The organism is Pseudoxanthomonas sp. J31 (assembly GCF_000510725.1).
In the GTDB taxonomy this organism is placed as follows: domain Bacteria; phylum Pseudomonadota; class Gammaproteobacteria; order Xanthomonadales; family Xanthomonadaceae; genus Pseudoxanthomonas.
Window position 1 is genome coordinate 15,087 of record NZ_AZNZ01000001.1, and the last position, 25,502, is coordinate 40,588.

A 25,502-nucleotide genomic window follows, 5' to 3' on the forward strand; every position below is an offset into this window, starting at 1 on the left:
ACGACGCTGATGAGCATGTCCCGTTCCCGTGCCTGTGCCCTGGCCATCGCGTTCGCCCTCGGCCTGCCGGCCGCGCAGGCCGCCGCTGCCGCCGAGCCGGCGCCTGATGCGGCGCTGCAGGCGGCCATCGGCGGCAGCTGGCGCGATCCGGCCAACGTCGCCCGCGACCGCTACCGCAACCCCGGGCAGACCCTGGCGTTCTTCGGTATCCGCCCGGACATGACCGTGGTCGAGATCACCCCCGGTGGCGGCTGGTACACCGAGATCCTGGCGCCCTACCTGCGCGACCACGGCCGCTACGTGGCGGCGGTGGTCGATCCGCAGGCGGTGGACGCCGGCCCCGGCCGCGACTACCAGCAGCGCGCGCGCGCGGGCCTGGAGAAGAAGCTGGCCTCGGCGCCGCAGTACGGCAAGGCCGAGGTGGTGGCCTACGATCCCAAGGCCCCGGTGTTCGGCCCGGCCGGTTCGGCCGACCTGGTGCTGACCTTCCGCAACGTGCACAACTGGCGCATGGCCGGCCAGGCCGAAGGCATGTTCAAGGGCTTCTTCGACGTGCTCAAGCCCGGCGGCGTGCTGGGCGTGGTCGAGCACCGCGCCGCGGCCGACGTACCGGCCGACGACGGCAGCGGCTACGTCGGCCAGGCCCAGGTCATCGCCCTGGCCGAGGCCGCCGGCTTCGTGCTGGACGGCAGCAGCGAGGTCAATGCCAATCCCCGCGACACCAAGGACCACCCCAACGGCGTATGGACCCTGCCGCCGACCAACCGCCACGACGAGGCCGACCGCGGCAAGTACCAGGCGATCGGCGAAAGCGACCGCATGACCCTGCGCTTCGTCAAGCCGCCCCGGGAATGAAATGAACGGTGGGGGCGGGGGGCCGTGGCCCGCCCTCTCAACGCCACCAGGTTCTTCATCCCCCCAGGGCGCGCTGCCATGCACCGCCGCACCTTCCTCACCACGCTGGCGGCCGGACTGGCCGCCATGCCCCTGGCGCCGGCGCTGGCCGCCGGAGGAGACGCATCCATGCACGGACTGATCGGAAAACTGCGGGCCCAGCCCGGCCAGCGCGGGGCGCTGGCGGCGATCCTGCTGGAGTCCACCACCTCCATGCCCGGCTGCCTGGCCTACGTGGTGGCCGAGGACACCGAGGACGCGGACGCGCTGTGGATCACCGAGGTCTGGGACAATGCGCAAAGCCACCAGGCCTCGCTGCAGTTGCCGGCCGTGCGCGACGCCATCGCCCGCGCGCGGCCGCTGATTGCCGGCTTCGACTCGCACTGGATCACCCGGCCGCTCGGTGGCGTCGGCCTGGCCGACTGAGGTTCCGCCGCACCCCGATGCTGATCGCCTTCAACAAGCCCTACGCGGTGCTCTGCCAGTTCACCGACCGCAGCCAGCCGCCGCGCCCGACCCTGGCCGGCTTCGGCCTGCCGAAGGACGTGTACCCCGCCGGCCGCCTGGACCACGACAGCGAGGGCCTGCTGCTGCTGACCGACGACGGCGCGCTGGCGCACCGCCTGACCGATCCGCGGCATAAGCAGCCCAAGACCTACTGGGTGCAGGTGGAAGGCGACCCGCGCGAGGAACAGCTGCAGGCGTTGCGCGCAGGCGTGGTGCTCAACGACGGCCCCACGCGCCCGGCGAAGGTGCGGCGCCTGGACCCGCCGCCGGCGCTATGGCCCCGCGATCCGCCGGTGCGCTACCGCAAGACCGTGCCCGATGCCTGGCTGGAGCTGGTGATCACCGAGGGCCGCAACCGCCAAGTGCGGCGCATGACCGCCGCGGTCGGCCTGCCTACCCTGCGCCTGGTGCGCGTGGCGATCGGCCCGCACCGCTTGCACGGCGCCGACGGCACGCCGCTGCCACCTGGGCAATGGAGCGAAGTGGTGCGTTGAGGCGCCAGGCAACGGCGCAGCGAGCCGGGAGCCGTGGATCCGCGGTTCCCGCGAACTCCCGCACGAATCACGAATCCCGGATCACCAATCCCGAGCCAGTCACTCCGCACTGGTGATGTTGTGGGTACGGCGCGCGCTGGCGCGGGCGCGGGCATTGCCGTTGTCGCGCACCTGGTAGGCCTCGCCCTCCAGCGGGGCGCTTGCGCGCTGCTGGCGGCGCTTGCGGTACATCACGTAGGCCAGCACGCCGGCACCGACCACGGCGGCAGCAGCGGCCACGGCCACGGGATTGCGGCGGACCACGGTGGCGGCGGCACGGGTGCCGGCGCGTGCGGCGCCCAGGGCGGCACCGGCCTTGAGCCATTGCTCGGCGCCGACGCCGGCGTGGCGCAGGCCCGAACCCGCCTGGCGGCCCGCGCTGCGCAGGCCGGCGCCGGCCTGCTCGGCCAGTTCCAGCGCCCGGTCGGTGATGATGGTGAGCTTGCTCATGGCGATCCCTTCTTTCAGGAATGGGGAGACGGGGCCCAGTGTGGGCGGGCACCCGTGCAAGATACGTCAGGGCCCGCGGCCGGGCCGCGCAGGTTCCGGCCGCAACCGCTGCATGTTCATGCGACGGACAGCCGCCCGGCCCAGGCGGCCTGCGGCGGGCCGCCGCGGTTGCGGCTGGCCCGCCAGGCCAGCGACACCAGCAGGCAGTGATGGCGATGCGACCCACTCGTACACCGTGGCCTGCTGCACCGCGCCCGGTTCCAGCGTGCGTGGCCGTCGAAGCCGGACATCATGCGGAAGGCAAGCTTGCCGCCCCGGTGGCTGCCGATCGACAGCCCGCCGCTGCGCGGCACGGCCAGCGCCAGGCCAGGGCCAGGCAAGCACCGGAGAGGCCAGCAGTAACTGGCCATGCGCCGTGCTCGCCCGGCAGCCATGCCGCGCACCGTCGTGGCTGCCGGCGACGTAGGCCTTACGTCCCCCGCGGTTTGGCCCGGTGGGTGGCAGTCGCCGACCACGGATCATCCGGCCACGGATGCTTGGGATACCGCCCCTTCATCTCCTTGCGCACTTCCGGATAGGTGTTGTCCCAGAAGCTGCGCAGGTCGCCGGTGACCTGCAGCGGCTTGCCGCCGGGAGAGAGCAGGTGCAGCAGCAGCGGCACGCGGCCGTCGGCGATGCGCGGGGTGTCGGCCAGGCCGAACAGCTCCTGCAGCTTGACCGCCAGCACCGGCGGGCGCGGCGTGCCATCCGGCTCCAGCGCGTATTCGATCGGCCGGTCCATGCCCGAGGGCACGGTAATGCGTACCGGGGCCAGGCGGTCCACCTGCTGGCGCAGGTTCCAGTCCAGCGGCGACCTAAGCGCCTCGCCCAGTTCCTGCTCGGACAGCGCGTCCAGCCGGGTCTTGCCGGCGAAGGCCGGGCGCAGCCAGGCGTCGACGCTGGCCAGCAGGGCCTCGTCGGTGAGGTCGGGCAGCCCCAGTTCCGGCATCCAGCCGCGCAGGCAGGCCACGCGCGCCTGCCACTGGCGCAGGCCTTCGGTCCACGGCAAGGCCTCCAGGCCCAGTTCGCGCACGGCGTTGGTCAGCGCCTGCGCGGCTTGTTCCGGATCCACCCGGCCGGCGGGGCGGCTGTCGAGCACGATGCGGTCGAAGCGCGATTCGCGGCGGGCGACCAGGGCGCGGCGCTCGGCATCCCAGACCGCGCCTTCCTCCTCGACGAAGCGGTCGGAAAAGTCGGCGCGCAGGCGGGCCTCGTCCACCGGCGCGGCGCGCAGCAGCAGGGCGTCGCCGCGCGGCTCGAAGCGCAGCTCGGTGGCCACCAGCCAGGGCTCGCCGCGCAGGGCGCTGTCCTCGAACAGGCGGGCCATGCGGCCGTTGGCTAGCTGGTAGCGCAGCGGATCGGCCGGATGCCGGGCGGCAATGCGGTCGGGGAAGGCATGGGCCAGCAGGTCGCCCAGCTCGTGGGCCTCGATCTCCGCCGGCGGCGTGGACTCGCAGCGCAGGCGCCGGCGCCACTGGCGGGCGGCGGCATCGATCGCCGCCAGCGCGGAACGGCTGGCATCGGCCGGCATGCGTCCACCGCGGAACGCGGCCAGCGCGCGCCAGCGTTCGGCCAGGGCGTCGCTGCGGCTGCGCAGCGGGTCGCGCGCCTCCAGCAGGGCGGCCAGGTCCGCGGCCAGGGCCTGTTCGCGCGCGCCGCGCGCGGCCAGGAGCATCGCCGCCAGTCGTGGATGGGTGCCCAGTTCCAGCATCTTCCGGCCGGCCGCGGTAATGGATCCGCCCTCCAGCGCGCCGAGCCGCTGCAGCAGCTCGCGCGCCGAGGCCAGCGCACCGGGCGGCGGCGGATCGACGAAGCGCAGCTCGTCGCTGCCCCAGGCGGCCAGTTCCAGCGCCAGCCCGGCCAGTTCGACCTGGGCCATCTCCGGCCGCCGCTGCGCCTCCAGCCGCTGCGACTGCGGCCACAGCCGCCAGGCCACGCCGGGGGCGACGCGCCCGGCACGGCCGGCGCGCTGGTCGGCCGATGCCTGGGAGATCGGGACCGCGTCCAGCCGCGAGAAGCCGCTGACCGGATCGAAGCGCGGTTCGCGCGCCAGGCCGGAGTCGATCACCACCCGCACCCCGGGCAGGGTCACCGAGGACTCGGCCACGTTGGTCGCCAGCACCACCCGGCGACGGCCGTCGGGCGCCGGCTGCAGCACGCGCGACTGCTGCTCCACCGGCAGTTCGCCATGCAGGGCCTGTACTTCCACGTCGGCCGGCAGGGAGGCGGCATCCAGTGCCGTGCCGACCCGCGCGATCTCGCGCTGCCCGGGCAGGAACACCAGCACGTCGCCCGGATGCTGGGCCAGGGCCTGCTCGACCGCGCGCCGCGCCTGCGCCTCCAGCGACTCGTCGCGGCGCGCGGGGAAGTGGCTGACCTCAACCGGAAAGGAACGGCCCTCGCTGGACAGGCGCGGCGCATCGAGGAAGCGCGCCAGGCGCTCGCCGTCCAGGGTCGCGGACATCACCACGATGCGCAGGTCCTCGCGCAGCTGCGCCTGCACGTCCAGGGCCAGGGCCAGGCCCAGGTCGGCCGACAGGTGGCGCTCGTGGAACTCGTCGAACAGCAGGGCGCCGATGCCTTCCAGCAGCGGGTCGTCCTGGATCATGCGGGTGAGGATGCCTTCGGTGACGACCTCGATCCGGGTGCGCGCGGACACCTTGTTCTCGAAGCGGATGCGGTAGCCGACCGTGCCGCCCACCTCCTCGCCCAGCTGCCGGGCCATGAACCCGGCGGCGCTGCGCGCGGCCACCCGGCGCGGCTCCAGCATCACGATCTTCCGCCCCTCCAGCCAGGGCGCAGCAAGCAGGGCCAGCGGCACCTGGGTGGTCTTGCCGGCCCCGGGCGGGGCCTCCAGCACCAGCCGCGGATGGGCTGACAGGCTGTCCCGGATCGCGGGCAGCAGGGGTGTGATGGGAAAGGACATGGAGCGGCAGGATGCGCGGGCGTGCTGGCGCCCTGCGTACGCGCGAGGGTTCACGAAACAGGAAAAGTATTATCGGCCGGTTTGCCGGCGGATACCTGCATGTCCAGTCCCACGTCGGCCCGCCCGGCGCAGAGGTCGAGGCGCTGCCTGCCGGACCTGGCCGGGCGCGGGGCGATCATCGCCCTGCGGCTGGCGGGCAAGCCGGTGGACTTGGCCACCGCCGTGGCCACCCGCGGCGCGGTCAAGCGCGCCATGCCCGGGGGCGACGACACCAGCGCCACCGTGCCGGGGCTGGAGGACCGGAGCCGGCCCTGCCATGGCCGGACCGGCCCGGGCCACGGCGTGCCCGCAAGCCAGGCCCGTGCCGGGGCCTTTCCGCCGCGCGGGTAGAATGCGCGCTTTCCCGGACCGCACGCTCCATGGAACTGATCGACATCGGTGCCAACCTGACCCACGACAGCTTCGACCGCGACCGCGAGGCGGTGCTGCAGCGCGCGCGCGCGGCCGGAGTGGTGCAGATGGTGGTCACCGGCGCCAGCCGCGAGCATTCGCCCAGGGCCCTGGAACTGGCCCGCGCCCACCCGGGCGTGCTGTACGCCACCGCCGGCGTGCATCCGCACCACGCCACCGAGTACACCGCCGAGTGCGACGCGGAGCTGCGCGAGCTGCACCGGCACCCGGAGGTGGTGGCGGTGGGCGAGTGCGGCCTGGACTACTTCCGCGACTTTTCCCCGCGCCCGGCCCAGCGCAAGGCCTTCGAGCGCCAGCTGGAAATCGCCGCCGACCTGGCCGCCGCCGGCGATCCCAAGCCGCTGTTCCTGCACCAGCGCGACGCGCACGAGGACTTCATGGCGATCATGCGCCAGTTCGAGGGCCGCATCGGCCCGGCGGTGGTGCACTGCTTCACCGGCACCCGCGAGGAGCTGTTCGACTACCTGGACCGCGACTGGTACATCGGCATCACCGGCTGGCTGTGCGACGAACGCCGCGGCCGGCACCTGCGCGAGTTCGTGAAGGAGATCCCGGACCACCGCCTGATGGTGGAGACCGACGCGCCCTACCTGCTGCCGCGCACCCTGGACCCGATGCCCAGGGACCGCCGCAACGAGCCGATGTACCTGCCGCACATCGTGCAGGAGCTGGCCCGCGACCGCGGCCAGTCCATGGAGGCCGTCGCGGTGGCGACCACCGCGACGGCGCGGTCCTTCTTCCGTCTTCCCTGACGGCCTGCCCCGCTCAGCGGCGCAGCTCCGGTTTCAGCGTGAGGTAGGTGACGGTCCAGCGCAGCGGATCGTCGTGGTTGTTGTCCTGGAAGGCGAACACGCGCTTGCCGCGCTCGTCCGCGTTCACCGCCAGGGTCAGCAGGTGGTGGTCGGAGTTGTCGAAGGTGAACTCGAAGCCCTGCAGGGCGTGCACGGGCGTGGGCGGGGTGATCGCGCCCAGGTCGCCGGTGCCGCCGGCCAGCGTGCCTTCCTGCTGCACCAGTGCCCGCGGGATCCAGGCGTACTGCACGGTCACGCGGTAGGCGCGGTAGCGGCCCACCATCTGCGGAATGTTGCGTGCCGCCACCCGGGCCAGGTCGGCATGGGCGAACTCCACCAGGCCGGGCAGCGGCACGCCGGCGGCGGCCGAGGCCACGGCCGCGCCCAGGGTGCGCTCCAGGCCGCGGAAGTCCAGGCCCTGGTCGTCGGTCAGCGAGACCTCGGCGATGTTCAGCGCCCCGTCCAGCTTGACACTGATGTTGCGCAGGTTGGCGTCGGTGCCGTCGGCGCGCCGGAACTCGAAGCCGCGCAGCACCAGCACGTGTCCTTCCGGGCGCGGCGTGGGCAGCTCGATGCGGAACTTGCCACCGCCCACCGCACTGACCTCGCCGGCGATGCCGCGGGTGAAGGTGGTCCAGCCGGCCCTGGCGCGGAACGGGTCGTCGCCGTTGCGGTCGGCGTAGGCGAAGCGGGTGAAGCGGCCGTCGGCCAGCACGCCGATGTGGCGCAGCTTGTGGTCGCCGTTGTTGAACGACAGCAGGAAGCCGTTGAGTGCGGCCACCTGCGGCAGCGCCGGCTGGTTGGCGCCGTTGCCACTGCCGGTGATGCCGTTGACCGTGCTGGCCGACTCCGACCAGGTGCCGGCGTCGGCCTGCGCCTTCAGCGCCTTCTGCACCTGCGCCGGTATGCGCACCTGCGCCAGCAGCGAGGCGCTGGCCAGCAGCGCGCCCAGGCACAGGGCGCCACGGGACAGGGTCCGGACGGGCACATCGCGTAGCTTCATCACGTTCCTCCTTGCGGTGACGGAAGGTCAGGGCAGGCGCCGGTAGCGCTGCACGACCGGGGTGGCGTTGCGGACCGCCATGCGCGTCTGGAGCCCGTCGCTGCTGCAGGCGTACTGCAGGCGCTGCGGCTGCGCCGCCCCCCGGGGCATGGGCACTTCGATGGTCCGCCCGGCCGGGCCCTGGATGCGCATGGTCCCGTCCATGGATCCGGCCGTCGGCTGCAGGACCAGGGTGGTGCCCTCCGTGCTCCAGGTGCCGCGGGCCTGGAAGCGCAGGTCGCGGACCTCGGCCTGCGCCTGCGTGGCGGCGACCTGGGCCTGGCCGCTGCCGCCGGCCACGTAGGTGCCGTCGGCGAGGAACTCCAGCGTGCCCTGCTGCGCGGCCTGCACCTGCAGGCCGGGGGCGTTGCGCTGCATCCACTCGCCGGCGGCGTTGCCCACCGGCTCCCAGCGGCCCACCAGGCATGGGTCGGCAGCTGCGGCCGGCAGCGCCGCAGCCAGGGCCAGCAGCGGCAGGACCGGGTTCGGGATGGGGCGGCGCGTCGGTGTCATGAGGCATCTCCGGCAGGTTCGGGCGGGGCGGGCGGCGCATGCAGCCGGTACACCCGGCGGCAGCGCGCGGTGTCGAAATCGGCGATGCCGTCCGCTGCCACGCGCAGGTGACCAAGCACCCGCACCGGCACGCCCGGCATGTCCAGCAGCATGTGGTGGGCGTCCTGGTTGCCCAGCTCGTCGTCGAACACGATCACGTGCTCGCCCTCGGCCGTGGCCACGGCCAGGCCCATGTGCTCGGGACGGGTGGCGGCATGGACCAGCACGCCCTCGCGCGCCTGCGCCGGCGGCTCGTCCTGCCGCGCCGGCGCCGCGCCGCCCTCGGGTGCGAGGATCGCCAGCAGCTCGCGCCGCGGCGGCGGCAGCGCCAGGCCGGCGATGCGCTGGCTGTCGGACTGCCAGCCCTGCAGCTCCGCCAGGCGTTCGCGCAGCAGCGCCACCCGGCAGGCGGTGCCGGCGCAGGTGGCCAGGCGGCGGGCGAACGCGGCACGGTCCTCGGTCCAGCAGGCCTGCAGGTCCGCCTGGTCCGTGCCCAGCAGCCAGGCCACCGCCGCCTCGTACTGCGCCAGCGCGGCCTGCAGGTCCGCCTCCTGGTCCGGTCCGGCCGCACCGCGCGGTTCGGCGCCACAGGCGGCCAGCGCCAGGGCCAGCAGCAGCGCCGTGCGCAGGGTGCCGGCCCGTTCGGCCGCGGTTGCCGCCATGCCCGCCGTCATCGCGCTCCCTCCCCGGCGGCCACCCCCGTGGCGGCCGCTTCTGTCCGGACATACGCAACGGCGCGGCAGAAAGTGCCAGCCGCTCAGCCGCCGCCGGCCAGCGCCTGGCGCAGGCGCAGGCGGGCGATCCCCGGCAGCGGCCGCTCCAGCCGCTCGCGCGCCTGCGCGCGCAGCGCCGCGCAGTCCCCGGTGCCGGTGCGGCAGGCGGCCTCGACCAGGAAGGCGAAGGCCTCGTTCTCCAGGCGTGGGTTGGGCTGCGGGCGGTCCTGCAGCAACGCCACGCTGGCCCGCAGGGTGGCCACCGCCTCCTCGCCGCGCCCCACGGCCAGCAGACTGCGCGCGCGCCAGGCGTCGACGTAGGCGATGGCGGTGCGGTCGCCGCCCTGCTGCTCGCGCGCGTGGCGTTCGTACATCTCCAGGGTGCGCTCGTACTGGCGCAGGGCCTGCTCGTGCTGGCCCAGCGCGGCATGAGTGCGCGCCACGTTGCCCAGGCGCGCGGCCACCTGCGGGTGTCCGGCGCCGAACACCCGTTCCAGCACCTCCAGCGAGCGGTACTGCAGGGGCAGGGCGCGTGCGGCCTGGCCCTGCTCGCGCAGGGCGTCGGCGTAGTTGCCCTCGGCGATGGCCGTGCCGGCCTCGCTCCGCACCAGGCGGTAGATGCGCACGCCCTCGGCATAGGCCGCGGCGGCTTCGGCGAAGCGGCCCTCGGTGAACAGCAGGGTGCCACGCTCGGTCTGGCCCAGGGCACTGTCCGGATGGTCCTCGCCGTAGACCTCGCGCAGCTGGTCCAGATATTCGCTGTTCAGGGCCAGGGCGCGCTCCACCTCGCCGCTGCCGGCCAGCAGGCGCGAGAGCATGTACAGGGCCGGCAGCGCGTCGCGGGTGGGCCGCTCGTAGATGCGCCGCTGCGCCTGAACCACCTGTTCCAGCAGGGCCAGGCCGCGCGCCGGGTCGCCGGTCTCGGCGTAGACCAGGCCCAGGCGGCTGGCCACCACCAGGGTGTCGGCATGCTCCGGGCCCCACAGGCGACGGCGCGTCTCCAGCGCGCGCTCCAGGTGGGGCAGGGCGTCCTTCGGCCGGCTGGTGCGCTGGTAGAAGGCGCCGGCGTTGGCCCACAGGGCGGCGCAGGCCTCTTCCGGCGCGGCCGGTGCATCGCACACGGCCATGGCCTCGGCCAGGCGCGCCTCGGCCTGCGGGTAGCGGTCCAGCTCGGCCAGGATGGCCAGCAGGGCGTTGAGCGCGCGCACCCGCGCCTGGCCGTGCGGCGCCAGCCGCGCCAGCACCGGCAGGGCCTGCTCCAGGCGGCGCAGCACTTCCTCCGGCTGGCGCGGGCTGAGATAGGCGCGCACCGAGCCGGACTTGGCCAGGGCCTCGGCGGTGGCCTCCGATTCGTCGCCGAACAGCTGCCGGCGGCGCCGCAGGGCGCTGTCGAACAGGTCCGCGGCGCGTCCATACTCGCCCAGCTCCTCGGCCAGCAGGCCCAGGCGCATCTCCACGCTGGCCAGCACCTGCGGGCGGTCGGCCAGTTCGCGGCGGGCGCGGGCGGTGGCCTCGGCCAGCACGCGGGTGCGGTCGATGTGGCGCGTGTCCTCGGTGCCCGGGGCCAGCATCTCCAGCAGGCTTTCCAGGTAGGCCAGCTGCGCCTCCGATTCCTCGGCCAGGGCGTTGGCGCGGGCGGCCTCGGCGCGGGCCTTGCGCATCTGCCATACGGTGCCGGCCACGCCGCCGGCCAGCAGCAGCAGCAGCACGGCGCCGGCGGCGACCTGCCAGCGGTTGCGCGAGGCGAACTTGCGCAGGCGGTAGCGCAGGCTGGGCGGATGGGCACGGATCGGCCGGCGCTGCAGCCAGCGGCGCAGGTCCTCGGCGAAGGCGGCGATGCCCGGATAGCGGTCCTCCGGCGTCCCGGCCAGGGCCTTGAGCAGGATGGTGTCCAGGTCGCCGCGCAGCCGCGCCACCGCCTGCCGCTGCGCCGGGTCCGGGCGCTCGCCGGCACGCTGGCGCAGCAGCTTCGACGGGGCAATGACCTCGCCGGCGGGCGCGGCCTGGCGCGGGGCCAGGCCGGTCAGCAGGCGGTACAGCAGGGCCGCCGCGCCGTACACGTCCATGGCCGTGGCCGGCGGCATGCCGGTGAACTGCTCCGGTGCGGCGTACTCGGGCGTGAGCGCATGCAGCGCGGTGCGGGTGGCCGCCTCATCCCCGTCCAGGGTGCGGGCGATGCCGAAATCGAGCACGCGCACATGGCCGTCGGCATCCACCAGCACGTTGGACGGCTTGATGTCGCGGTGCACGACCAGGTTGCGGTGGCTGTAGTCCAGCGCCTCGCACACCTGCAGCAGCAGGCGCACGCGCGCGGGCACGTCCAGCCTGTGGCGCGCGCACCAGCGGTCGATCGGCTCGCCCTCCACCAGCTGCATGGCCAGCCACGGGGTGCCGTCGGCACTGACGCCGGCGTCGTACAGCGCCGCGATGTACGGATGGCGCAGGCGCAGCAGCGCCTGCTGCTCGCGCAGGAAGCGCTCGCGGCCGTCGCGGGCCAGGCTGCCCAGGGTCAGCACCTTGACCGCGGCCAGCTGGCCCTCGGCACCGTCCTCGGCGCGGGCGCGGTAGACCACGGCCATGCCGCCACGGCCGATCTCCTCCTCCAGACGCCAGCGGCCCAGGCGCTGACCGGCCAGGGTCGCCGCCGGCGGCGGCAGGCCCGGCGGCGGCTGGTCCAGCGGCCCGGAAGACCGCGCGTGCGCCGCCAGCAGGCGGCGCACGCGCTCACGCAGGGCCGGATCGTCGGTCAGCTCCAGCAGGCGGGATTGGCGGGTGTGCTCCGGTTCGTCGAGCAGCCGGTCGAACAGCGCGTCGGCGCGCCGCCACAGCTCGCGTTCCGGCCCGTCCAGGATCCCGCCCGGGAACCGCATCGCCGCCTCCTAGGGCCGGGTGGCCTGGCCGGCCGCGCGGGTGGCCTGCTGGCCGGCGCGGCTTTGCGCGGGCAGGGCCCGGTCGGCCGGCCGGATGCCCACGGCCGCTTCGCGCTGCAGCGCCGTGCCCAGCTTGTCCGGGCCCTTGGGGTCCTTGGGCTCGTCCTTCGGCGGCGGCTCCTTCTCCTTGGGATCCATGGCCACCTGGCCCAGGCGCGCTGCAGCGCCGGACGCGCCCAGCTTGTCCGGGCCCTTGGGATCGATCTTGCCCGGCAGCTTCTCGGGGGTGTAGCCCTGGGTGCCGGGGGTGAGGGTGGTGCCGGCCGTGCCGGTCCGGACCGCCTGCGGACGATCCTCGCCAATGACGCCCACCCGCGCCTGCGGACGGTCCTCGCCGATCACGCCGACCCGGGTCTTGCCGGCCTGGCCGCGCCCGGCGGCGGCCTCGTCCGCCGCCGCCGTGGCCGGCTTCTGCGCCAGCGCCGCGAACGGCACGGCCAGGCCCACCGCCACGATCCAGCTTGTCGCTTTCCGTTTCATGTCCGTCTCTCCGGATGACCGGGAACGATCCCGGCGGACGCCATCGCCCGGCCGACGCTCCCGAACCGCATACGCAATCCGGGACCCGGCCGTGCCAGTCATGGCTGCAGCAGCGTGTGGAGGAAGGCGCGGGCGCGCTCCCACTCGCGCTTGGCGGTCCGTTCCGAGCAGCCCAGCAGCTCGGCGATCTCGGCGAAGCCCATGCCGGCGAAGTAGCGCAGCTCGACGACCTGGCGGCGCTGCGGGTCGATCTGCTCCAGCGCCTCCAGGCCCTCGTGCAGGGCCAGGATGCGGGTGTCGGCGTCGGCCCCGTCCACCAGGCCCTCGTCCAGAGTGATGCCGGCCAGGCCGCCGCCGCGCTTGTCGGCGGCGGCGCGGCGCGCGTGGTCCACCAGGATCCAGCGCATGGCCTGGGCGGCGGCGACGAAGAAGTGGCGGCGGTCGGCCAGCTCCGGCAGGCCGCCGCTGGCCAGGCGCAGGTACAGCTCGTTGACCAGGACCGTGGGCGTGATCGTGGCCCCGCTGCCGCCCACCCGCGCCACGGCGATGCGGTGCAGCTCCGCGTACAACGCCTGGAACACCTCGGCCAGAGGCTGGCGCTCGCCGTTGCGGGCGCGCGCCAGCAGCCCGGTGATCTCCTCGCACTCCTGCCCCATGCCACCCCCTTCCCCGGGAGACGGCCGAAGCTTAGCGCGGCCGGGCCGGAACGGGCGTCAGCGCGGGGCCTGGCCGGCGCGGCCGGCCAGGTACACCTGCAGGTGCACCCAGGCCGCCTGCAGCAGCGGGGCGGCGTGGCCGGCCTGCCGGGCGCGCTGCCACATGTCACCGACGATGTGCGCCGCCTCCACCGGGCCGCCGGCTTCCAGGTCGCGCAGCATCGAGGCCTTGAGCGTGGACCGGGCGTCGGTCAGCTGGGCCAGGGCGTCGGCCTGGGCCGGGCCGGGGATGGGCTGGCCGGCGGCGGCGGCCACCGCCAGGCATTCGGCGTACAGCGCGCGCATGAACGCGGCGCCGCCCTCGGCGGAGGCGATGCGGCCGACGCTGCCGCGCATCAGGCAGGTGCCGGCCGCCAGCGCGGCCAGGAACGAGAACTTGGTCCACTGCGCGCGGGCGATGTCCTCCACCGCGTGGTGCTCGATGCCGGCCCGTTCGCACAGCGCGGCCAAACCCCGCACCCGTCCGCTGCCACCGCCGTCGCGCTCGCCGAAAGTGAGCGAGGCCGGGCGGGCATGGTGGACGATGGCGCCGTCGGCAGCCTTGCTGACGCTGATGAAGCACAGCCCGCCCAGCACGCGTTCGCGGCCGAAGCGCGCATCCAGCACCGGGTAATGGCGCAGGCCGTTGAGGATCGGCAGCACGGTGGTGGCCGGGCCCACGGCCGGGGTCACCGCCTCGATGGCGCTGTCCAGGTCGTAGGCCTTGCAGGCCAGCAGCACCAGGTCGAAGGGCCGCTGCGCGGCCAGCGCGGGCAGCGCCTCGGCGGTGGTCCATTCGACCCTGAGGTCGGCATCGCCCAGCGGGCTGCGGATGCGCAGGCCGTCGCGGGCCAGCTGCGCCGCGCGCGCCGGGCGCACCAGGAAGGTCACGTCCGCACCGGACTGGGCAAGGCGCCCGCCGAAGTAGCCGCCGGTGCCGCCGGCGCCGAGCACGAGCACGCGCATGGCCTCAGCTCCGCAGGCCCACGCCGCGGCGCAGCAGCCACAGCGAGACGGCCGACAGCACCGCCACGAAGGCCAGCATCAGCACGTAGGCCACCCACAGCGGCACGTCCGAGGTGCCCAGCAGGCCGTAGCGGAAGGCGTTGACCATGTAGAAGATCGGGTTGGCGTGGGTGGCCGCCTCCGCCCACGGCGGCAGCAGCGTGACCGAGTAGAACACGCCACCCAGGTAGGTCAGCGGGGTGAGGATGAAGGTCGGGACGATGGCGATGTCGTCGAACTTGCGCGCGTAGACCGCGTTGACGAAGCCGGCCAGGGAGAAGATGGTCGCGCCCAGCAGCACCGTGCTCAGGGTGACCAGCGGATGCGGGATGCGCACCTTGGTGAAGCACATGGCGATCAGCAGCACGATCGCGCCGACCATCAGGCCGCGCAGCACCGCGCCGGCCACGTAGCCGCCGAGGATCACCCAGTTGGGCATCGGGCTGACCAGCAGCTCCTCGACGTGGCGGCCGAACTTGGCGCCGAAGAACGAGGAGGAGATGTTGCCGTAGCTGTTCTGGATCACGCTCATCATCACCAGGCCGGGGACGATGAACTCCATGTAGCTGTAGCCGCCCATGTCGCCGATCCGCGAGCCGATCAGGCCGCCGAAGATCAGGAAGTACAGGGTCATGGTGATCGCCGGCGGCACCAGGGTCTGGCCCCAGATGCGCAGGATGCGGTTGACCTCGCGGCGGACGATGGTGCCCAGCGCCACCCAGTTGGCGGCGCGCGGCGACCTGGATGCCAGCGGCGTGCTGCTCATGCGGCCTCCTTCTGGCCGGTGAGCCGCACGAACAGCTCCTCCAGGCGGTTGCTCTTGGTGCGCATCGAGCGGATGCGGATGCCGGCCGCGTCGAACGCGGCGAACACGCGGTTGAGGTCCATGGCGCGGGGCATGTCCAGGTCCAGGGTGTGGGCGTCCAGCGCCACGAGGGTGGTGCCCTCGATCTCCGGCAGCCGGGCCGGCAGCTCGCCGTCGATGTCGAACAGGAAGCCTTCCACGTCCAGCTTGGCCAGCAGCGCGCGCATCGGCCCCTGCTCGACGATGGTGCCGCGGTCGATGATGGCGAGGTTGCGGCACAGGCTCTCCGCTTCCTCCAGGTAGTGCGTGGTGAGGATGATGGTGGTGCCGGCGGCGTTGATCTCGCGCAGCACGCGCCACATGTCGCGGCGGATCTCGATGTCCACGCCGGCGGTGGGCTCGTCCAGGATCAGCAGCCGCGGCCGGGTCATCATCGCCCGCGCGATCATCAGCCGGCGTTTCATGCCGCCGGACAGGGTGCGGCTCATCACCCGCGCCTTGTCCCACAGGTGGGCGCGGCGCAGCTCCTGCTCGGCCAGCGGGCCGGCCTCCTCGCGCGGGATGCCGTAGAACCCGGCGTAGTTGACCAGGATGTCGTACGGCTGCTCGAACAGGTTGAAGTTGATTTCCTGCGGCACCAGGCCGACCAGGCGCATGGCCTCGCTGCGGCGCGAGACCAGGTCGGTGCCGAACACCTCGACGCTACCGCTGGTCGGGTTGACCAGCGAGCTGACGATGCCGATCAGGGTCGACTTGCCGGCGCCGTTGGGGCCGAGCAGGGCGAAGAAGTCGCCCGGCGCCACGTCCAGGGAGACGCCCTTGAGCGCCTCCACGCCGTTGCCGTAGGTCTTGCGCAGTTCGCGTACGCGCAGCGCCGGAGCCGCTGCCTCGGGAGAGTGTGGGGTCATGAGGCCTTTCGCGCCTGGAAGGCGCTTGCACGGAGCTGCGGCTATTATAGGTCGCAGCCGGGAAGCCGCCCGGCACACACTGTCCCGAAACGAATACCGTGCCCGTCCAGTTCCCGCTCCGCCTCGTCGAGCGCCGCATGCTCGCGCCCACCATCGGCCACTACGTGCTGGCGCGCGACGATGGCCAACCGCTGGACTTCGTGCCCGGCCAGTTCATCCAGATCCACTTCGATTACGCCGATGGCACGCCGGCGCGGCGCAGCTACTCCCTGGCCACCATCCACGACCACGCGATGGGCCCGGGCGAGGCGGTGGAGATCGCGGTCAGCCACGTCCCCGGCGGCGCGGCCACCGCGCTGTTCGAGGCCCTGGAGATCGGCGGGCGGGTGAACGCCAGCGGGCCCTACGGTCGCTTCTGCCTGATGCCCGGCGACCGCAACGCGCGCTACCTGCTGATCGGCACCGGCACCGGCGTGACCCCGTACCGTTCGATGCTGCCGGTGCTGGCCGGGCTGATCGCCGAGCGCGGCATCGAGGTGGTGCTGCTGGCCGGCGCGCGCACGCCCGGCGAGCTGCTGTACGCCGACGACTTCCGCGCGTTCGCCGACGCGCACCCGCAGTTCCGCTACGTGCCCTGCCTGTCGCGCGAGCTGCCCGGGACGGGTTCCCCGCATGCGCATGCGGACGTGCGCCACGGCTACGTGCAGCAGCAGCTGCCGGAGTTCGTCCCGGATCCGGCGCGCGACATCGCCTACCTGTGCGGCAACCCGGAGATGGTGGACGCGACCTTCGAGGCGCTGAAGGGCATGGGGTTCGGGGCGGCGCAGATCCGCCGGGAGAAGTACGTCAGCAACAAGTGATGCCGCGGGTGCCCATGTGCGGCCCTGCCGCCGGCGCCTGCACGCTGCTGTAAAGGGTACTTGACAGGCCCGGGGGACGGCCCTATCGTCCACCTGTCAAGCACGCTTTACAGGGAGTGGACATGCCCGGCAGGAAGCACATCTGCGGCATCGGATTCCCCGGCATCGGCCTGGCTTTCGTCGGCGCCGGCATCGCCGGGGCCGCTTCGAAGGAGGGCGTTGTTTCCGCCTTCGCCAGCGCACTGCGGAGCAGGGCCCCATGGACGCACTGAAACCCGCGGTTGGTTGGCTGCTCGGCGGGATCGTCGCCATCGCGCTCGGCCTGGCGGCCAAGCCGCTGCTGCCGGAGCGCATCGCCGACATCGCCTCGGTGATGCTGGTCAGCATCGGCGTCGGTTCGCTGGCCAGCGGCCTGATCCGCTGGCGCCTGCCGGCCCTGTGCGAGGCGGCTCCGACCGACCTGCGCCGGCGCTACACCCGGGAAATCCTGCTGGCGATGGCTGCGTACATGGTCATGGTGGTGGCCACCGTGTCCGTGCTCAGGGACGGTGGGCCGGAAGGCCCGCTGCGGGCACTGGTCGCGCTGCTGCCGGTGCCGCCCATCGCCTTCGTGCTGCGCGCGATGGTGCGCTACATCCGCGACGCGGACGAGATGCAGCAGCGCATCGAGCTGGAAGCGGTGAGCATCGCCACGGCGCTGGTTGCGCTGCTGTACATGTCTGGCGGCTTCCTCCAGGCCGCGAAGGTCATCGATCTGCCCGCCGCGGCCGTGATGATCTGGGTGTTCCCGTTGCTGTGCGCCACCTACGGCGTGGCCAAGTTCCTGGTCATGCGCCGCTACCAGTGACCGGTACCGGGCGATGAAGAACCACCTGCGTACGCTGCGCGAGGAACGGGGCTGGTCCCAGGGCGAACTGGCCGAGCGCCTGGAGGTGTCCCGGCAGACGGTCAACGCCCTGGAAACCGGCAAGTACGACCCCAGCCTGCCGCTGGCGTTCCGCATCGCGCGGCTGTTCGGGCGCCGGATCGAGGACGTGTTCATCCCCGACGAGGCCTGAGCGCCGCATCCCTTCCACCCTTCGTTGAACGGGCCCATCCCATGAAGACCCGCAAGACACTGATCCCGCTCGCCGCCGCCACCGCGCTCGCGCTCGCCGGCTGCGGCGGCGGCGCCACCCCGGCCCCGCCGCAGGACGACAACCGCTACGGCGAACTGGTGTTCGAGCCGTGCACCCTGGCCGGCGGCGTGGCCGGCCGCAGCGTGCAGGCGCGTTGCACCCGCTACGAGGTGCCCGAGGACCCGGACGATGCCGGCAGCCGCCGGATCGCGCTCAACATCGCCTGGCTGCCGCCCACCGAGGACGGCGCCGATGCCGCGGACCCGGTGTTCTTCCTCGCCGGTGGCCCGGGACAGTCTGCGCTGCAGGTGTGGCCGCTGCTGGATCCGGCCTTTGCCGAGGTGCGCCGGCAGCGGCACGTCGTGCTGGTGGACCAGCGCGGCACCGGCGGTTCCAACCTCCTGCAATGCGAGCGTGGCTCGCTGGACGGGCTGGATCCACGCGACACCGAGGCCGCCTTCGCCGCCGTGGTCGGGCTGGCGCGCGAATGCGCGGCGCAGGTCGCCGACCGCGCCGACCCGCGCTTCTACACCACCACCGCGGCGGTGGCCGACCTGGAGGCGGTGCGCCGTGCCATCGGCGCCGAGCAGGTCAACCTGGTCGGCGCGTCCTACGGCACCCGGGTGGCGCAGCACTACGCCCGCCGCCATCCGCAGCACGTGCGCAGCATCGTGCTCGACGGCGTGGCGCCCAACGACCTGGTGGTCGGCGGCGAATTCGCGCGCACCTTCGAGGACGCGCTGGCGCTGCAGGCCGGGCGCTGCCGCGAGCTGCCGGCATGCGCGGAGCGCTTCCCGCAGGATCCGCAGGCGCAGCTGCGGCAGCTGGTCGGGCGCCTGGAGCAGGCGCCGGTGGAGGTCGAGTACCGCGATCCGGCCAGCGGCGAGAGCCTCAAGGGCCGGGTCGACGCCGGCACCGTCACCGGGCTGGCCTTCATGTTCTCGTACATGCCGCAGACCGCGGCGCTGCTGCCGCTGGTGCTGGACGAGGCCGCGCACGGGCGCTACGCGCCGCTGAAGTCGCTGTCGGAGCTGATGGCGCGCGGCACCGCCCAGCAGATGGCGGTCGGCATGCAGTGGTCGGTGATCTGCGCCGAGGACGCCGACCGCCAGCACGAGGCGGCCGCCAGCGCCGAAGGCACCCTGCTGGGACCGCAGGTGGCGCGCATGTTCTTCGCCGCCTGCGAGGCCTGGCCGCACGGCACGCGCCCGGACGACTTCACCGCGCCGCTGCAGTCCGGGGTCCCGGCGCTGCTGCTGTCCGGCGAGATGGACCCGGTCACCCCGCCGCGCTACGCCGAGCGCGTGCTGCAGGGCCTGCCCAACGGCCGCCACCTGGTGCTGCAGGGCCAGGGCCACGGCACCCTGGGCCTGGGCTGCATGCCGCGCCTGCTCGGGCAGTTCATCGAAAGCGCCGACGCCAAGGCCCTGGATGCGTCCTGCCTGGCGAGCATGAGTTACGTCCCCCCTTTCACCAGCTTCAACGGATGGGAGCCCTGATGCGCCACGACCACCACCGCGGAGTTCAGCGATGATCGTCGCCCGAGACCTCCACAAGAGCTTCAGGACCCGCACCGGCACGGTGCAGGCCGTGTCCGGCGTGGGCTTCGAGGCCCGCGACGGCCAGATCACCGGCCTGCTCGGCCCCAACGGCGCCGGCAAGACCACCACCCTGCGCATGCTCTACACGCTGATGCGCCCGGACCGCGGCCAGATCGAGGTCGACGGGATCGACCCTGCGCGCGACCCGATGGCGGTGCGCCGCGCCCTGGGCGTACTGCCGGACGCGCGCGGCATCTACAAGCGCCTGACCGCGCGCGAGAACATCGCCTACTTCGCGCGCCTGCACGGCATGTCCGCCGCACGCACCGCCGAGCGCATCGCCACGCTGTCGGCGGCGCTGGACATGGACGACATCCTCGACCGCCAGACCGAGGGCTTCTCCCAGGGCCAGCGCACCAAGACCGCGATCGCCCGCGCCCTGGTGCACGACCCGCGCAACGTGATCCTGGACGAGCCGACCAATGGCCTGGACGTGATGACCACCCGCGCCATGCGCCAGTTCCTGTTCCGCCTGCGCGACGAGGGCCGCTGCGTGATCTTCTCCAGCCACATCATGCAGGAGGTGGCGGCGCTGTGTGACCGCATCGTCATCATCGCCAAGGGCCAGGTGGTCGCCTCCGGCACCGCCGACGAGCTGCGCGCGCAGACCGGCGAAGCGAGCCTGGAAGATGCTTTCGTCAAGGTGATCGGTTCCGGGGAGGGCCTGCAGGCATGAACGCGCTGACCACCATGTGGATCGTGATGTGCAAGGAACTGCGCGACATCCTGCGCGACCGCCGCACCCTGGTGCTGACCCTGGTGATGGGACCGCTGCTGTTCCCGGCGATCATGCTGGGCATGGGCGCGCTGACCGAGAAGAAGCTGCGCACCCAGAGCGAGAAGGAGCTGGAGGTGCCCACCATCGGCCTGGAGCGCGCACCGAACCTGGTGGCGTTCCTCGCCACCCAGGGCATCCGCGCGGTGCCGGCGCCGGAGGACCTGGAGCAGGCCATCCGCGAGCAGCGGGTTGAGGTGGGCATGCACATCCCCGAGGAGTTCGCCGCGGACTGGCGCGCCGGCCGCCCCGCGCTGGTGGAGGTGCTGGTGGATACCACCCAGCGCGACTCGGCCATCCCCGCCAGCCGCGTGCAGGGCGCGCTGCGCGCCTACGGCGCCCAGGTCGGCGCCTTGCGCCTGCTGGCGCGCGGCGTGGATGCCTCGGTGGCGCAGGCGCTCAACCCGGGCACCCGCGACGTGGCCACCGACGCCGCCAGGCGCGGCCGGGTGCTGGCCTTCATCCTGCCGTACTTCATGATCCTCACCGGCTTCCTCGGCGGCATGGCCCTGGTGCTGGACGCCACCGCCGGCGAACGCGAGCGGCAGTCGCTGGAACCGCTGCTGGCCACCCCGGCCGCGCGCGGGGCGATCGTCAGCGGCAAGATCGCGGCCGCCTGCATCCTCGGCCTGGCCACGCTGCTGCTGTCGCTGCTGGCGCTGAAGTCCTCCGCGCTGATGGCCACCGGCATCACCCGGCAGATGGACGTGTCGATGCTGGCGATCGCCAAGATGCTGTTCGTGCTGCTGCCGATCCTGCTGGTCGGCACCTCGCTGCTGACCCTGCTGGCGGCCTCGGCCAAGAGCCTGAAGGAGGCGCAGAGCCACATCACCTGGCTGATGCTGCTGCCGATGATCCCCAGCCTGGTGCTGATGGCCAACCCGGTGAAGACCGAGGCCTGGCAGTTCGCGGTGCCGTTCCTGGCGCAGAACCAGATGCTGCTGCGGATCATCCGCGCCGAGGCGGTGAGTCCTCGGGAGTGGGCGATCTACCTCGGCTGCAGCCTGGGCCTGGCCCTGCTGCTGTGGGGCGCGGCGGTGCTGCGCTACCGCCAGGAGAAGCTGGCGATCTCCACCTGAGGCACCGCCATCCACCGGCGGAAACGGAAAAGGCCCGGCGCTTGCCGGGCCTTTCCTTTGGCCTTGTCCCGGGCGCTTACTCGTTCGGGGTGAAGGCCAGGGTGCGGCGGGTGGTGACCGGAGCATCGATCGGCTCGTACTTCCAGCGGCGCACCGCGTTCATCGCCTCGCGGTCGAAGACGCGCGGCGGGTTGGAACGCACCACGCGCACGTCGGTGACCTCGCCGCTGGTGCCGACGGTGAACTCCACCAGCACCTCGCCGGAGGTGCCGGCGCGCAGGGCGTCGGGCGGGTAGCGCGGAGCCGGCATGCTGATCGGGCGCAGCGGACGCGGCGCCGGGGCCTGCTGGGTGGTCGCCGGGCGCGACTGCTGCTGCGCGGCGGCCTGGCGGGCGGCGGCTTCGCGCTGCTCGGCCTCGCGGCGGGCGGCGGCCTCGCGCTCGGCGGCCAGGCGCGCGGCTTCCTGCTGTTCGGCCAGCCGGCGCGCCGCCTCGGCCTCGGCGGCCTGCTGCTGGGCGATGCGCTGGCGCTCGGCGACCTGGCGCGCCTCGGCCTCGGCGCGGGCGCGGGCCGCTTCGGCCTCGCTGCGCTTGGCCACGGCCTGCTGGCCGCTGGAGATGCTCTGGCGGATGCGCGGCAGCGCCGGGTTGCCGGCATCGGCCTTCTCGATCAGCCCGACCAGGCGCTGGGCTTCGTCGAACTGCTCGCGGTTCACCGCCTGCTCGGCGGCGATCACGGTGTACGGCATAAGGTCGGTCAGCGCGCTGGCGACGGTGGCGTCGTCGGGCAGCTTGTCGCGCAGGGCCAGGTAGTACTCCATCGCGTTGTCGCCGGCCGGGGCATACATGCGGTTCTCGCGCAGGGCCCGGGTGGCCAGCTCGCGCAATTCCTCCGCGCCCATCCCCTGGACCTTGGCGGCCACCGCCGGCGCCGGCGCCGGCGCGGCCTCGGCCCCGGCCTGGGCGGAAGGAGCCCCGGCGCTGGCGCCGGCGGCGGTTTCTTCCTGCTTGGAACATGCACCGAGTGCGGCGGCCAGCAGCAGGCAGGCCACGAACCGCGAACCCGGCGGAATCGTCAAGGTCATCTGTACTCCCCCGTGGTGGAACCCGTTTGACTACGGAATACGGCTCCCCGTATCGCGCCGTACGTCCCCGATTGTCAACCGCGCGTCGGCCGCGCACAAGCGTTCGTCGGCCGCGCCGGCGCGCCTACTTGCCGATGCAGAAGCTGGAGAAGATGTGGCCCAGCAGTTCGTCGGCGGTGAGGCGGCCGGTGAGGCCGCCCAGCGCGTCGTGGGCCAGGCGCAGCTGTTCGGCGGCCAGCTCCAGCTGCCCGGCCTCCAGCTCCAGGGCCGCGGCGTCCACCGCCTGCAGGGTACGGCGCAGCGCCTCCAGGTGGCGGGCGCGCGCGCTGAACTCGCCCTCGGCCGCCTCCGGCGCACCGCTGGCGGCCAGCCGCCGCAGGGCCGCGTGCAACCCGTCCAGGCCCTGTCCGGTCAGCGCCGACACGTACAGCGCCCCGTCGCCGGCCGGCGGCGCCGGCAGCAGGTCGGCCTTGTTGTGGATCCACAGCTTCAGCGGCACCTCGCGCGCCACTTCCTCCAGCAGCGCGCGGTCCGGCTCCGGGTCGCGCGCGTCGAGCACCAGCAGGGCCAGGTCGGCGCGCGCGACCTCGGCGCGGGCGCGGCGCATGCCCTCGCGCTCGATCGCGTCGCCGCCCTCGCGCAGGCCGGCGGTATCGGCCAGCACCAGTTCCAGGCCGTCGATCCGCACCACTTCGCGCAGCACGTCGCGGGTGGTGCCGGCGACGTCGGCCACGATCGCGCGGGCGTCGCCGGCCAGGGCGTTGAGCAGCGAGCTCTTGCCGGCGTTGGGCCGGCCCAGCAGCACCGCGTGCAGGCCGTCGCGCAGGCGGCGGCCGCGCTCGGCCCGCTGCAGCAGCTGCTCCAGCGCGGCGCGCAGCCGCTGCAGGCCGGCGGCCACCTGGGGCAGGCCCAGGGTCTCGATCGGCTCGTCGACGAAGTCGATCGCCGCCTCCACGTGGATCCGCAGCCGCAGCAGCTCGGCGGCGATGTCCTCGGCCTGGCGCGAGAACGCGCCTTCCAGCGAACGGCGCGCGGCGCGCGCGGCGCGCAGGTCGGAAGCGGCGATCAGGTCGGCGATGGCCTCGGCCTGGACCAGGTCGAGCTTGCCGTTGAGGAAGGCGCGCTCGCTGAACTCGCCCGGCCGCGCCTGGCGCGCGCCCAGCTCGCGGCAACGCTCGACCAGGCGCTGCAGCAGCACCGGGCTGCCATGCGCCTGCAGCTCGGCCACGTCCTCGCCGGTGAAGCTGTGCGGGCCGGGGAAGGCAAGCACGATGCCGTCGTCGATCACCGCGCCGTCGGCCTCGCGGAAGAACGCGCGCAGGGCGCGGCGCGGCGCCGGCTCGCGCCCGCACAGGGCGGCGGCGATGGCCAGCGCGCGCGGCCCGGACAGGCGCACGATGCCCACGCCCCCGGCGCCGGGGGCGGTGGCGATGGCGGCGATGGTGTCGGACGCGGTCATGGCGGTCGCAAACGGGACGGGGCGTCCGCATTCTCCCGCGGCGCAGGCGGCGGACAAAGGAAACCCGCCTGGCGGCGGGTTCCCTGGAAGCTTACTTGGCGGCCTTGGGCGCCGGCTCGCCGTGGCGCTTCATCATCCACCACTGCTGCAGCAGGCCCAGCGCGCCGTTGGTCACCCAGTACAGGACCAGGCCGGCGGGGAAGAAGGCCATCATCACGCCGAACACCAGCGGCATGAACTGCATCATCTTCTGCTGCATTGGATCCATGCCGGCGGCCGGCTGCAGCTTCTGGGTGAACCACATCACCGCGACGTTGATCACCGGCAGGATGAAGAGCGGATCGCGCGCGGTCAGGTCCTGGATCCACAGGATCCACGGCGCGTGGCGCAGCTCCACCGACTCCACCAGCACCCAGTACAGCGCCAGGAACACCGGCATCTGCACCAGGATCGGCAGGCAGCCGCCCATCGGGTTGATCTTCTCCTTCTTGTACAGCTCCATCATCGCCATCTGGAACTTCTGGCGGTCCTCGCCATAGCGCTCCTTCAGCTGCTGGATGCGCGGCTGGAACTTGCGCATCTTGGCGAAGCTCTTGTACTGGGCGGCCGACAGCGGATACATCAGCGCCTTGACCACCACCACCAGGCCGATGATGGCCCAGCCCCAGTTGCCGAACAGGTCGTACAGGTGGCTCAGCACCCAGAACAGGCCTTCGCCGAGCAGGGCGAGGATGGTGAACTGGCTGTAGTCCACCGCGCGTTCCAGGCCGGGCACGCCCTGGGCGCGGATCTGCGACACAAGCTTCGGACCGACGTACAGGCGCGCCTCGGCGGTGGCGGAGCTGCCCGGGGCGACCACCAGCGGGTTGGCCACCTCGCGCACCAGCGCGCGGTCGCCCACCTTGTCCAGCGAGATCGTGCCCGCCGCCTGCTGGCCGGCCGGCAGCCAGGCGCTGAAGAAGTGGTGCTGCAGCATCGCCACCCAGCCGTTGCTGGCCTGCAGGTTGAGCTTGCCGTCCTCCAGGTAGTCCTCGTCGAACTTGCGGCGGTCGTAGCTGCCGTCGTACCAGGCGGCGCCGTTGAAGCTGAAGGACTCGGGGCTGGTGTAGCCGCGCTCGATCACCGGCGGCTTGCGCACCAGCTGGCGGTAGACCTGGCCCTGCCACGGCGCGCTGCCGGCATTGACCACCTCGTCGCGCACGGTCACCGCGTAGTCGCCGCGCGACAGCACGTAGGTGCGGCGGATCTGCACGCCGTTGTCGCCCTGCCACAGGAACGGCACCTCGACCGTGTCCGCGCCCTCGGCCAGCGCGTACTCGCGCTGCGCCTCGGCCGGGACGAAGCCGGACAGGTGGGTGGGGGCGCCGCCGCTGGCGCTGACCCAGCCGCTCTGCGCCGCATAGAAATGCGTCGGGTCGGCGTCGAACAGGCGCACCGGGGTGCCATCGCCGGTGCGGCTGCGCGGGAACTGCAGCAGGTCGGCCTGGACCACGCTGCCGCCGTCCAGCACCAGGCGCAGCACGTCGCTGCTCACGGTGACCCGCTGCGCGGACGCCGCCGCCGGGGTGGCGGCCACGGCCGGGGCCGGCGCGGTGGCGGGCGGGACCGAACCGTCGGCCGGGACCGCGGCCACCGGCTGCGGCACCGCCTCCTCGGCCACGGCGGTGGTGGGGGCGGACGCGGAGGCCGGCGGTGCGGCCTGCTCCTTGCCCCATTCCATCCACAGCAGGACGGCCACCATCAGCCAGGCGAGGATCAGGAATACGCGGGTCTGGTTCATCAGGG

The 25,502-nt window shown here is 73.3% G+C and carries 24 protein-coding genes and 1 pseudogene; 11 read left to right on the plus strand and 14 right to left on the minus strand.

The window, feature by feature from the left end:
• Positions 1 to 9: 9 nt before the first annotated feature.
• The 3 genes and pseudogenes from PSEJ31_RS0100065 to PSEJ31_RS0100075 form a co-directional block, all read left to right on the plus strand.
• Positions 10 to 855 (plus strand): class I SAM-dependent methyltransferase, encoded by an 846-nt coding sequence (locus tag PSEJ31_RS0100065; protein ID WP_019397361.1) that lies wholly within the window; start codon positions 10 to 12, stop codon positions 853 to 855.
• 78 nt (positions 856 to 933) lie between these two features.
• Positions 934 to 1,320 carry a putative quinol monooxygenase gene (locus tag PSEJ31_RS0100070; protein ID WP_125076425.1) on the plus strand — a complete coding sequence of 129 codons (387 nt, stop codon included), beginning with the start codon at positions 934 to 936 and terminating at the stop codon, positions 1,318 to 1,320.
• Positions 1,321 to 1,337: 17 nt separating this feature from the next.
• Positions 1,338 to 1,826 (plus strand): annotated as a pseudogene (locus PSEJ31_RS0100075) (pseudouridine synthase); the annotation flags it as partial.
• A gap of 168 nt (positions 1,827 to 1,994) precedes the next feature.
• Here the strand turns inward: PSEJ31_RS0100075 and PSEJ31_RS0100080 are convergent.
• Both PSEJ31_RS0100080 and hrpB read right to left on the minus strand, forming a co-directional pair.
• The gene (locus PSEJ31_RS0100080; RefSeq protein WP_019397364.1) at positions 1,995 to 2,384 is read right to left on the minus strand and encodes a hypothetical protein; all 390 of its coding nucleotides are present in this window, start codon (positions 2,382 to 2,384) and stop codon (positions 1,995 to 1,997) included.
• A 469-nt stretch (positions 2,385 to 2,853) separates the two neighbouring features.
• Entirely contained in the window at positions 2,854 to 5,349 is a 2,496-nt protein-coding gene (hrpB, locus tag PSEJ31_RS0100085) for an ATP-dependent helicase HrpB (RefSeq protein ID WP_028914271.1), read from the minus strand.
• A 99-nt stretch (positions 5,350 to 5,448) separates the two neighbouring features.
• On the opposite strand from hrpB, the gene PSEJ31_RS0100090 reads away from it, so the two are divergent.
• Both PSEJ31_RS0100090 and PSEJ31_RS0100095 read left to right on the plus strand, forming a co-directional pair.
• On the plus strand, positions 5,449 to 5,739 hold the full coding sequence (locus PSEJ31_RS0100090) for a hypothetical protein (RefSeq protein ID WP_028914272.1): 291 nt from the start codon (positions 5,449 to 5,451) through the stop codon (positions 5,737 to 5,739).
• 29 nt (positions 5,740 to 5,768) lie between these two features.
• Positions 5,769 to 6,572: a TatD family hydrolase gene (locus PSEJ31_RS0100095; protein WP_028914273.1), complete on the plus strand. Its 804-nt coding sequence runs from the start codon at positions 5,769 to 5,771 to the stop codon at positions 6,570 to 6,572.
• A 13-nt stretch (positions 6,573 to 6,585) separates the two neighbouring features.
• On the opposite strand, the gene PSEJ31_RS0100100 is transcribed toward PSEJ31_RS0100095, so the two are convergent.
• From PSEJ31_RS0100100 to PSEJ31_RS0100140, 9 genes are all read right to left on the minus strand, one after another.
• Positions 6,586 to 7,614, minus strand: a complete 1,029-nt coding sequence (locus PSEJ31_RS0100100) for a hypothetical protein (RefSeq protein ID WP_028914274.1) — start codon at positions 7,612 to 7,614, stop codon at positions 6,586 to 6,588.
• A 27-nt stretch (positions 7,615 to 7,641) separates the two neighbouring features.
• Positions 7,642 to 8,166, minus strand: coding sequence for a hypothetical protein (locus PSEJ31_RS16800; RefSeq protein WP_028914275.1), 525 nt, complete (start codon positions 8,164 to 8,166; stop codon positions 7,642 to 7,644).
• Complete coding sequence (locus PSEJ31_RS0100110; RefSeq protein ID WP_028914276.1) at positions 8,163 to 8,867, minus strand: hypothetical protein; 705 nt, start codon at positions 8,865 to 8,867, stop codon at positions 8,163 to 8,165. The genes PSEJ31_RS16800 and PSEJ31_RS0100110 overlap by 4 nt, the downstream gene beginning before the upstream one ends.
• Before the next feature lie 95 nt (positions 8,868 to 8,962).
• Positions 8,963 to 11,788: a serine/threonine-protein kinase gene (locus PSEJ31_RS16255; protein ID WP_051403587.1), complete on the minus strand. Its 2,826-nt coding sequence runs from the start codon at positions 11,786 to 11,788 to the stop codon at positions 8,963 to 8,965.
• Between the two features lie 9 nt (positions 11,789 to 11,797).
• Positions 11,798 to 12,328, minus strand: a complete 531-nt coding sequence (locus PSEJ31_RS0100120) for a hypothetical protein (protein WP_147208564.1) — start codon at positions 12,326 to 12,328, stop codon at positions 11,798 to 11,800.
• Positions 12,329 to 12,426: 98 nt separating this feature from the next.
• On the minus strand, positions 12,427 to 12,984 hold the full coding sequence (locus PSEJ31_RS0100125; RefSeq protein WP_037034161.1) for an ECF-type sigma factor: 558 nt from the start codon (positions 12,982 to 12,984) through the stop codon (positions 12,427 to 12,429).
• A gap of 57 nt (positions 12,985 to 13,041) precedes the next feature.
• The gene (panE, locus tag PSEJ31_RS0100130) at positions 13,042 to 13,989 is read right to left on the minus strand and encodes a 2-dehydropantoate 2-reductase (protein WP_028914279.1); all 948 of its coding nucleotides are present in this window, start codon (positions 13,987 to 13,989) and stop codon (positions 13,042 to 13,044) included.
• 4 nt (positions 13,990 to 13,993) lie between these two features.
• Positions 13,994 to 14,794 (minus strand): ABC transporter permease, encoded by an 801-nt coding sequence (locus tag PSEJ31_RS0100135; RefSeq protein ID WP_028914280.1) that lies wholly within the window; start codon positions 14,792 to 14,794, stop codon positions 13,994 to 13,996.
• Positions 14,791 to 15,741 (minus strand): ABC transporter ATP-binding protein, encoded by a 951-nt coding sequence (locus PSEJ31_RS0100140; RefSeq protein WP_019397371.1) that lies wholly within the window; start codon positions 15,739 to 15,741, stop codon positions 14,791 to 14,793. The genes PSEJ31_RS0100135 and PSEJ31_RS0100140 overlap by 4 nt, the downstream gene beginning before the upstream one ends.
• Positions 15,742 to 15,839: 98 nt before the next feature.
• On the opposite strand from PSEJ31_RS0100140, the gene PSEJ31_RS0100145 reads away from it, so the two are divergent.
• The 6 genes from PSEJ31_RS0100145 (at position 15,840) to PSEJ31_RS0100170 (ending at position 21,174) form a co-directional block, all read left to right on the plus strand.
• Positions 15,840 to 16,601 (plus strand): ferredoxin--NADP reductase, encoded by a 762-nt coding sequence (locus PSEJ31_RS0100145; RefSeq protein ID WP_083852373.1) that lies wholly within the window; start codon positions 15,840 to 15,842, stop codon positions 16,599 to 16,601.
• 259 nt (positions 16,602 to 16,860) lie between these two features.
• Positions 16,861 to 17,448, plus strand: a complete 588-nt coding sequence (locus PSEJ31_RS0100150; RefSeq protein WP_028914281.1) for a hypothetical protein — start codon at positions 16,861 to 16,863, stop codon at positions 17,446 to 17,448.
• 13 nt (positions 17,449 to 17,461) lie between these two features.
• The gene (locus PSEJ31_RS0100155; RefSeq protein WP_028914282.1) at positions 17,462 to 17,659 is read left to right on the plus strand and encodes a helix-turn-helix transcriptional regulator; all 198 of its coding nucleotides are present in this window, start codon (positions 17,462 to 17,464) and stop codon (positions 17,657 to 17,659) included.
• 41 nt (positions 17,660 to 17,700) lie between these two features.
• Positions 17,701 to 19,218 carry an alpha/beta hydrolase gene (locus PSEJ31_RS0100160; protein WP_019397376.1) on the plus strand — a complete coding sequence of 506 codons (1,518 nt, stop codon included), beginning with the start codon at positions 17,701 to 17,703 and terminating at the stop codon, positions 19,216 to 19,218.
• Between the two features lie 31 nt (positions 19,219 to 19,249).
• Entirely contained in the window at positions 19,250 to 19,996 is a 747-nt protein-coding gene (locus PSEJ31_RS0100165) for an ATP-binding cassette domain-containing protein (protein WP_028914283.1), read from the plus strand.
• Positions 19,993 to 21,174, plus strand: a complete 1,182-nt coding sequence (locus PSEJ31_RS0100170; RefSeq protein WP_028914284.1) for an ABC transporter permease — start codon at positions 19,993 to 19,995, stop codon at positions 21,172 to 21,174. Before PSEJ31_RS0100165 ends, PSEJ31_RS0100170 begins: the two co-directional genes overlap by 4 nt.
• Before the next feature lie 76 nt (positions 21,175 to 21,250).
• On the opposite strand, the gene PSEJ31_RS0100175 is transcribed toward PSEJ31_RS0100170, so the two are convergent.
• The 3 genes from PSEJ31_RS0100175 to yidC all read right to left on the minus strand — a co-directional run bounded on the left by PSEJ31_RS0100175 (position 21,251) and on the right by yidC (position 25,497).
• Positions 21,251 to 22,258 carry an energy transducer TonB gene (locus PSEJ31_RS0100175; RefSeq protein ID WP_028914285.1) on the minus strand — a complete coding sequence of 336 codons (1,008 nt, stop codon included), beginning with the start codon at positions 22,256 to 22,258 and terminating at the stop codon, positions 21,251 to 21,253.
• A gap of 124 nt (positions 22,259 to 22,382) precedes the next feature.
• Positions 22,383 to 23,717 (minus strand): tRNA uridine-5-carboxymethylaminomethyl(34) synthesis GTPase MnmE, encoded by a 1,335-nt coding sequence (gene mnmE, locus PSEJ31_RS0100180; protein ID WP_028914286.1) that lies wholly within the window; start codon positions 23,715 to 23,717, stop codon positions 22,383 to 22,385.
• A gap of 91 nt (positions 23,718 to 23,808) precedes the next feature.
• The gene (yidC, locus tag PSEJ31_RS0100185; RefSeq protein WP_028914287.1) at positions 23,809 to 25,497 is read right to left on the minus strand and encodes a membrane protein insertase YidC; all 1,689 of its coding nucleotides are present in this window, start codon (positions 25,495 to 25,497) and stop codon (positions 23,809 to 23,811) included.
• Positions 25,498 to 25,502 lie beyond the last annotated feature (5 nt).

Bases quoted from the DNA above. Each gene is read 5' to 3' on its own strand.
- PSEJ31_RS0100095 (WP_028914273.1), top strand. From the start codon at position 5,769: ATGGAACTGATCGACATCGGTGCCAACCTGACCCACGACAGCTTCGAC.
- mnmE (WP_028914286.1), bottom strand. From the start codon at position 23,717: ATGACCGCGTCCGACACCATCGCCGCCATCGCCACCGCCCCCGGCGCC.
- PSEJ31_RS0100070 (WP_125076425.1), top strand. From the start codon at position 934: ATGCACCGCCGCACCTTCCTCACCACGCTGGCGGCCGGACTGGCCGCC.
- PSEJ31_RS0100110 (WP_028914276.1), bottom strand. From the start codon at position 8,867: ATGGCGGCAACCGCGGCCGAACGGGCCGGCACCCTGCGCACGGCGCTG.
- PSEJ31_RS0100100 (WP_028914274.1), bottom strand. From the start codon at position 7,614: ATGAAGCTACGCGATGTGCCCGTCCGGACCCTGTCCCGTGGCGCCCTG.
- PSEJ31_RS0100155 (WP_028914282.1), top strand. From the start codon at position 17,462: ATGAAGAACCACCTGCGTACGCTGCGCGAGGAACGGGGCTGGTCCCAG.
- PSEJ31_RS0100170 (WP_028914284.1), top strand. From the start codon at position 19,993: ATGAACGCGCTGACCACCATGTGGATCGTGATGTGCAAGGAACTGCGC.
- PSEJ31_RS0100160 (WP_019397376.1), top strand. From the start codon at position 17,701: ATGAAGACCCGCAAGACACTGATCCCGCTCGCCGCCGCCACCGCGCTC.
- PSEJ31_RS16800 (WP_028914275.1), bottom strand. From the start codon at position 8,166: ATGACACCGACGCGCCGCCCCATCCCGAACCCGGTCCTGCCGCTGCTG.
- PSEJ31_RS0100165 (WP_028914283.1), top strand. From the start codon at position 19,250: ATGATCGTCGCCCGAGACCTCCACAAGAGCTTCAGGACCCGCACCGGC.
- yidC (WP_028914287.1), bottom strand. From the start codon at position 25,497: ATGAACCAGACCCGCGTATTCCTGATCCTCGCCTGGCTGATGGTGGCC.
- hrpB (WP_028914271.1), bottom strand. From the start codon at position 5,349: ATGTCCTTTCCCATCACACCCCTGCTGCCCGCGATCCGGGACAGCCTG.
- PSEJ31_RS0100135 (WP_028914280.1), bottom strand. From the start codon at position 14,794: ATGAGCAGCACGCCGCTGGCATCCAGGTCGCCGCGCGCCGCCAACTGG.
- PSEJ31_RS0100150 (WP_028914281.1), top strand. From the start codon at position 16,861: ATGGACGCACTGAAACCCGCGGTTGGTTGGCTGCTCGGCGGGATCGTC.
- PSEJ31_RS0100065 (WP_019397361.1), top strand. From the start codon at position 10: ATGAGCATGTCCCGTTCCCGTGCCTGTGCCCTGGCCATCGCGTTCGCC.
- PSEJ31_RS0100125 (WP_037034161.1), bottom strand. From the start codon at position 12,984: ATGGGGCAGGAGTGCGAGGAGATCACCGGGCTGCTGGCGCGCGCCCGC.
- PSEJ31_RS0100120 (WP_147208564.1), bottom strand. From the start codon at position 12,328: ATGAAACGGAAAGCGACAAGCTGGATCGTGGCGGTGGGCCTGGCCGTG.
- PSEJ31_RS0100080 (WP_019397364.1), bottom strand. From the start codon at position 2,384: ATGAGCAAGCTCACCATCATCACCGACCGGGCGCTGGAACTGGCCGAG.
- panE (WP_028914279.1), bottom strand. From the start codon at position 13,989: ATGCGCGTGCTCGTGCTCGGCGCCGGCGGCACCGGCGGCTACTTCGGC.
- PSEJ31_RS16255 (WP_051403587.1), bottom strand. From the start codon at position 11,788: ATGCGGTTCCCGGGCGGGATCCTGGACGGGCCGGAACGCGAGCTGTGG.
- PSEJ31_RS0100175 (WP_028914285.1), bottom strand. From the start codon at position 22,258: ATGACCTTGACGATTCCGCCGGGTTCGCGGTTCGTGGCCTGCCTGCTG.
- PSEJ31_RS0100090 (WP_028914272.1), top strand. From the start codon at position 5,449: ATGTCCAGTCCCACGTCGGCCCGCCCGGCGCAGAGGTCGAGGCGCTGC.
- PSEJ31_RS0100140 (WP_019397371.1), bottom strand. From the start codon at position 15,741: ATGACCCCACACTCTCCCGAGGCAGCGGCTCCGGCGCTGCGCGTACGC.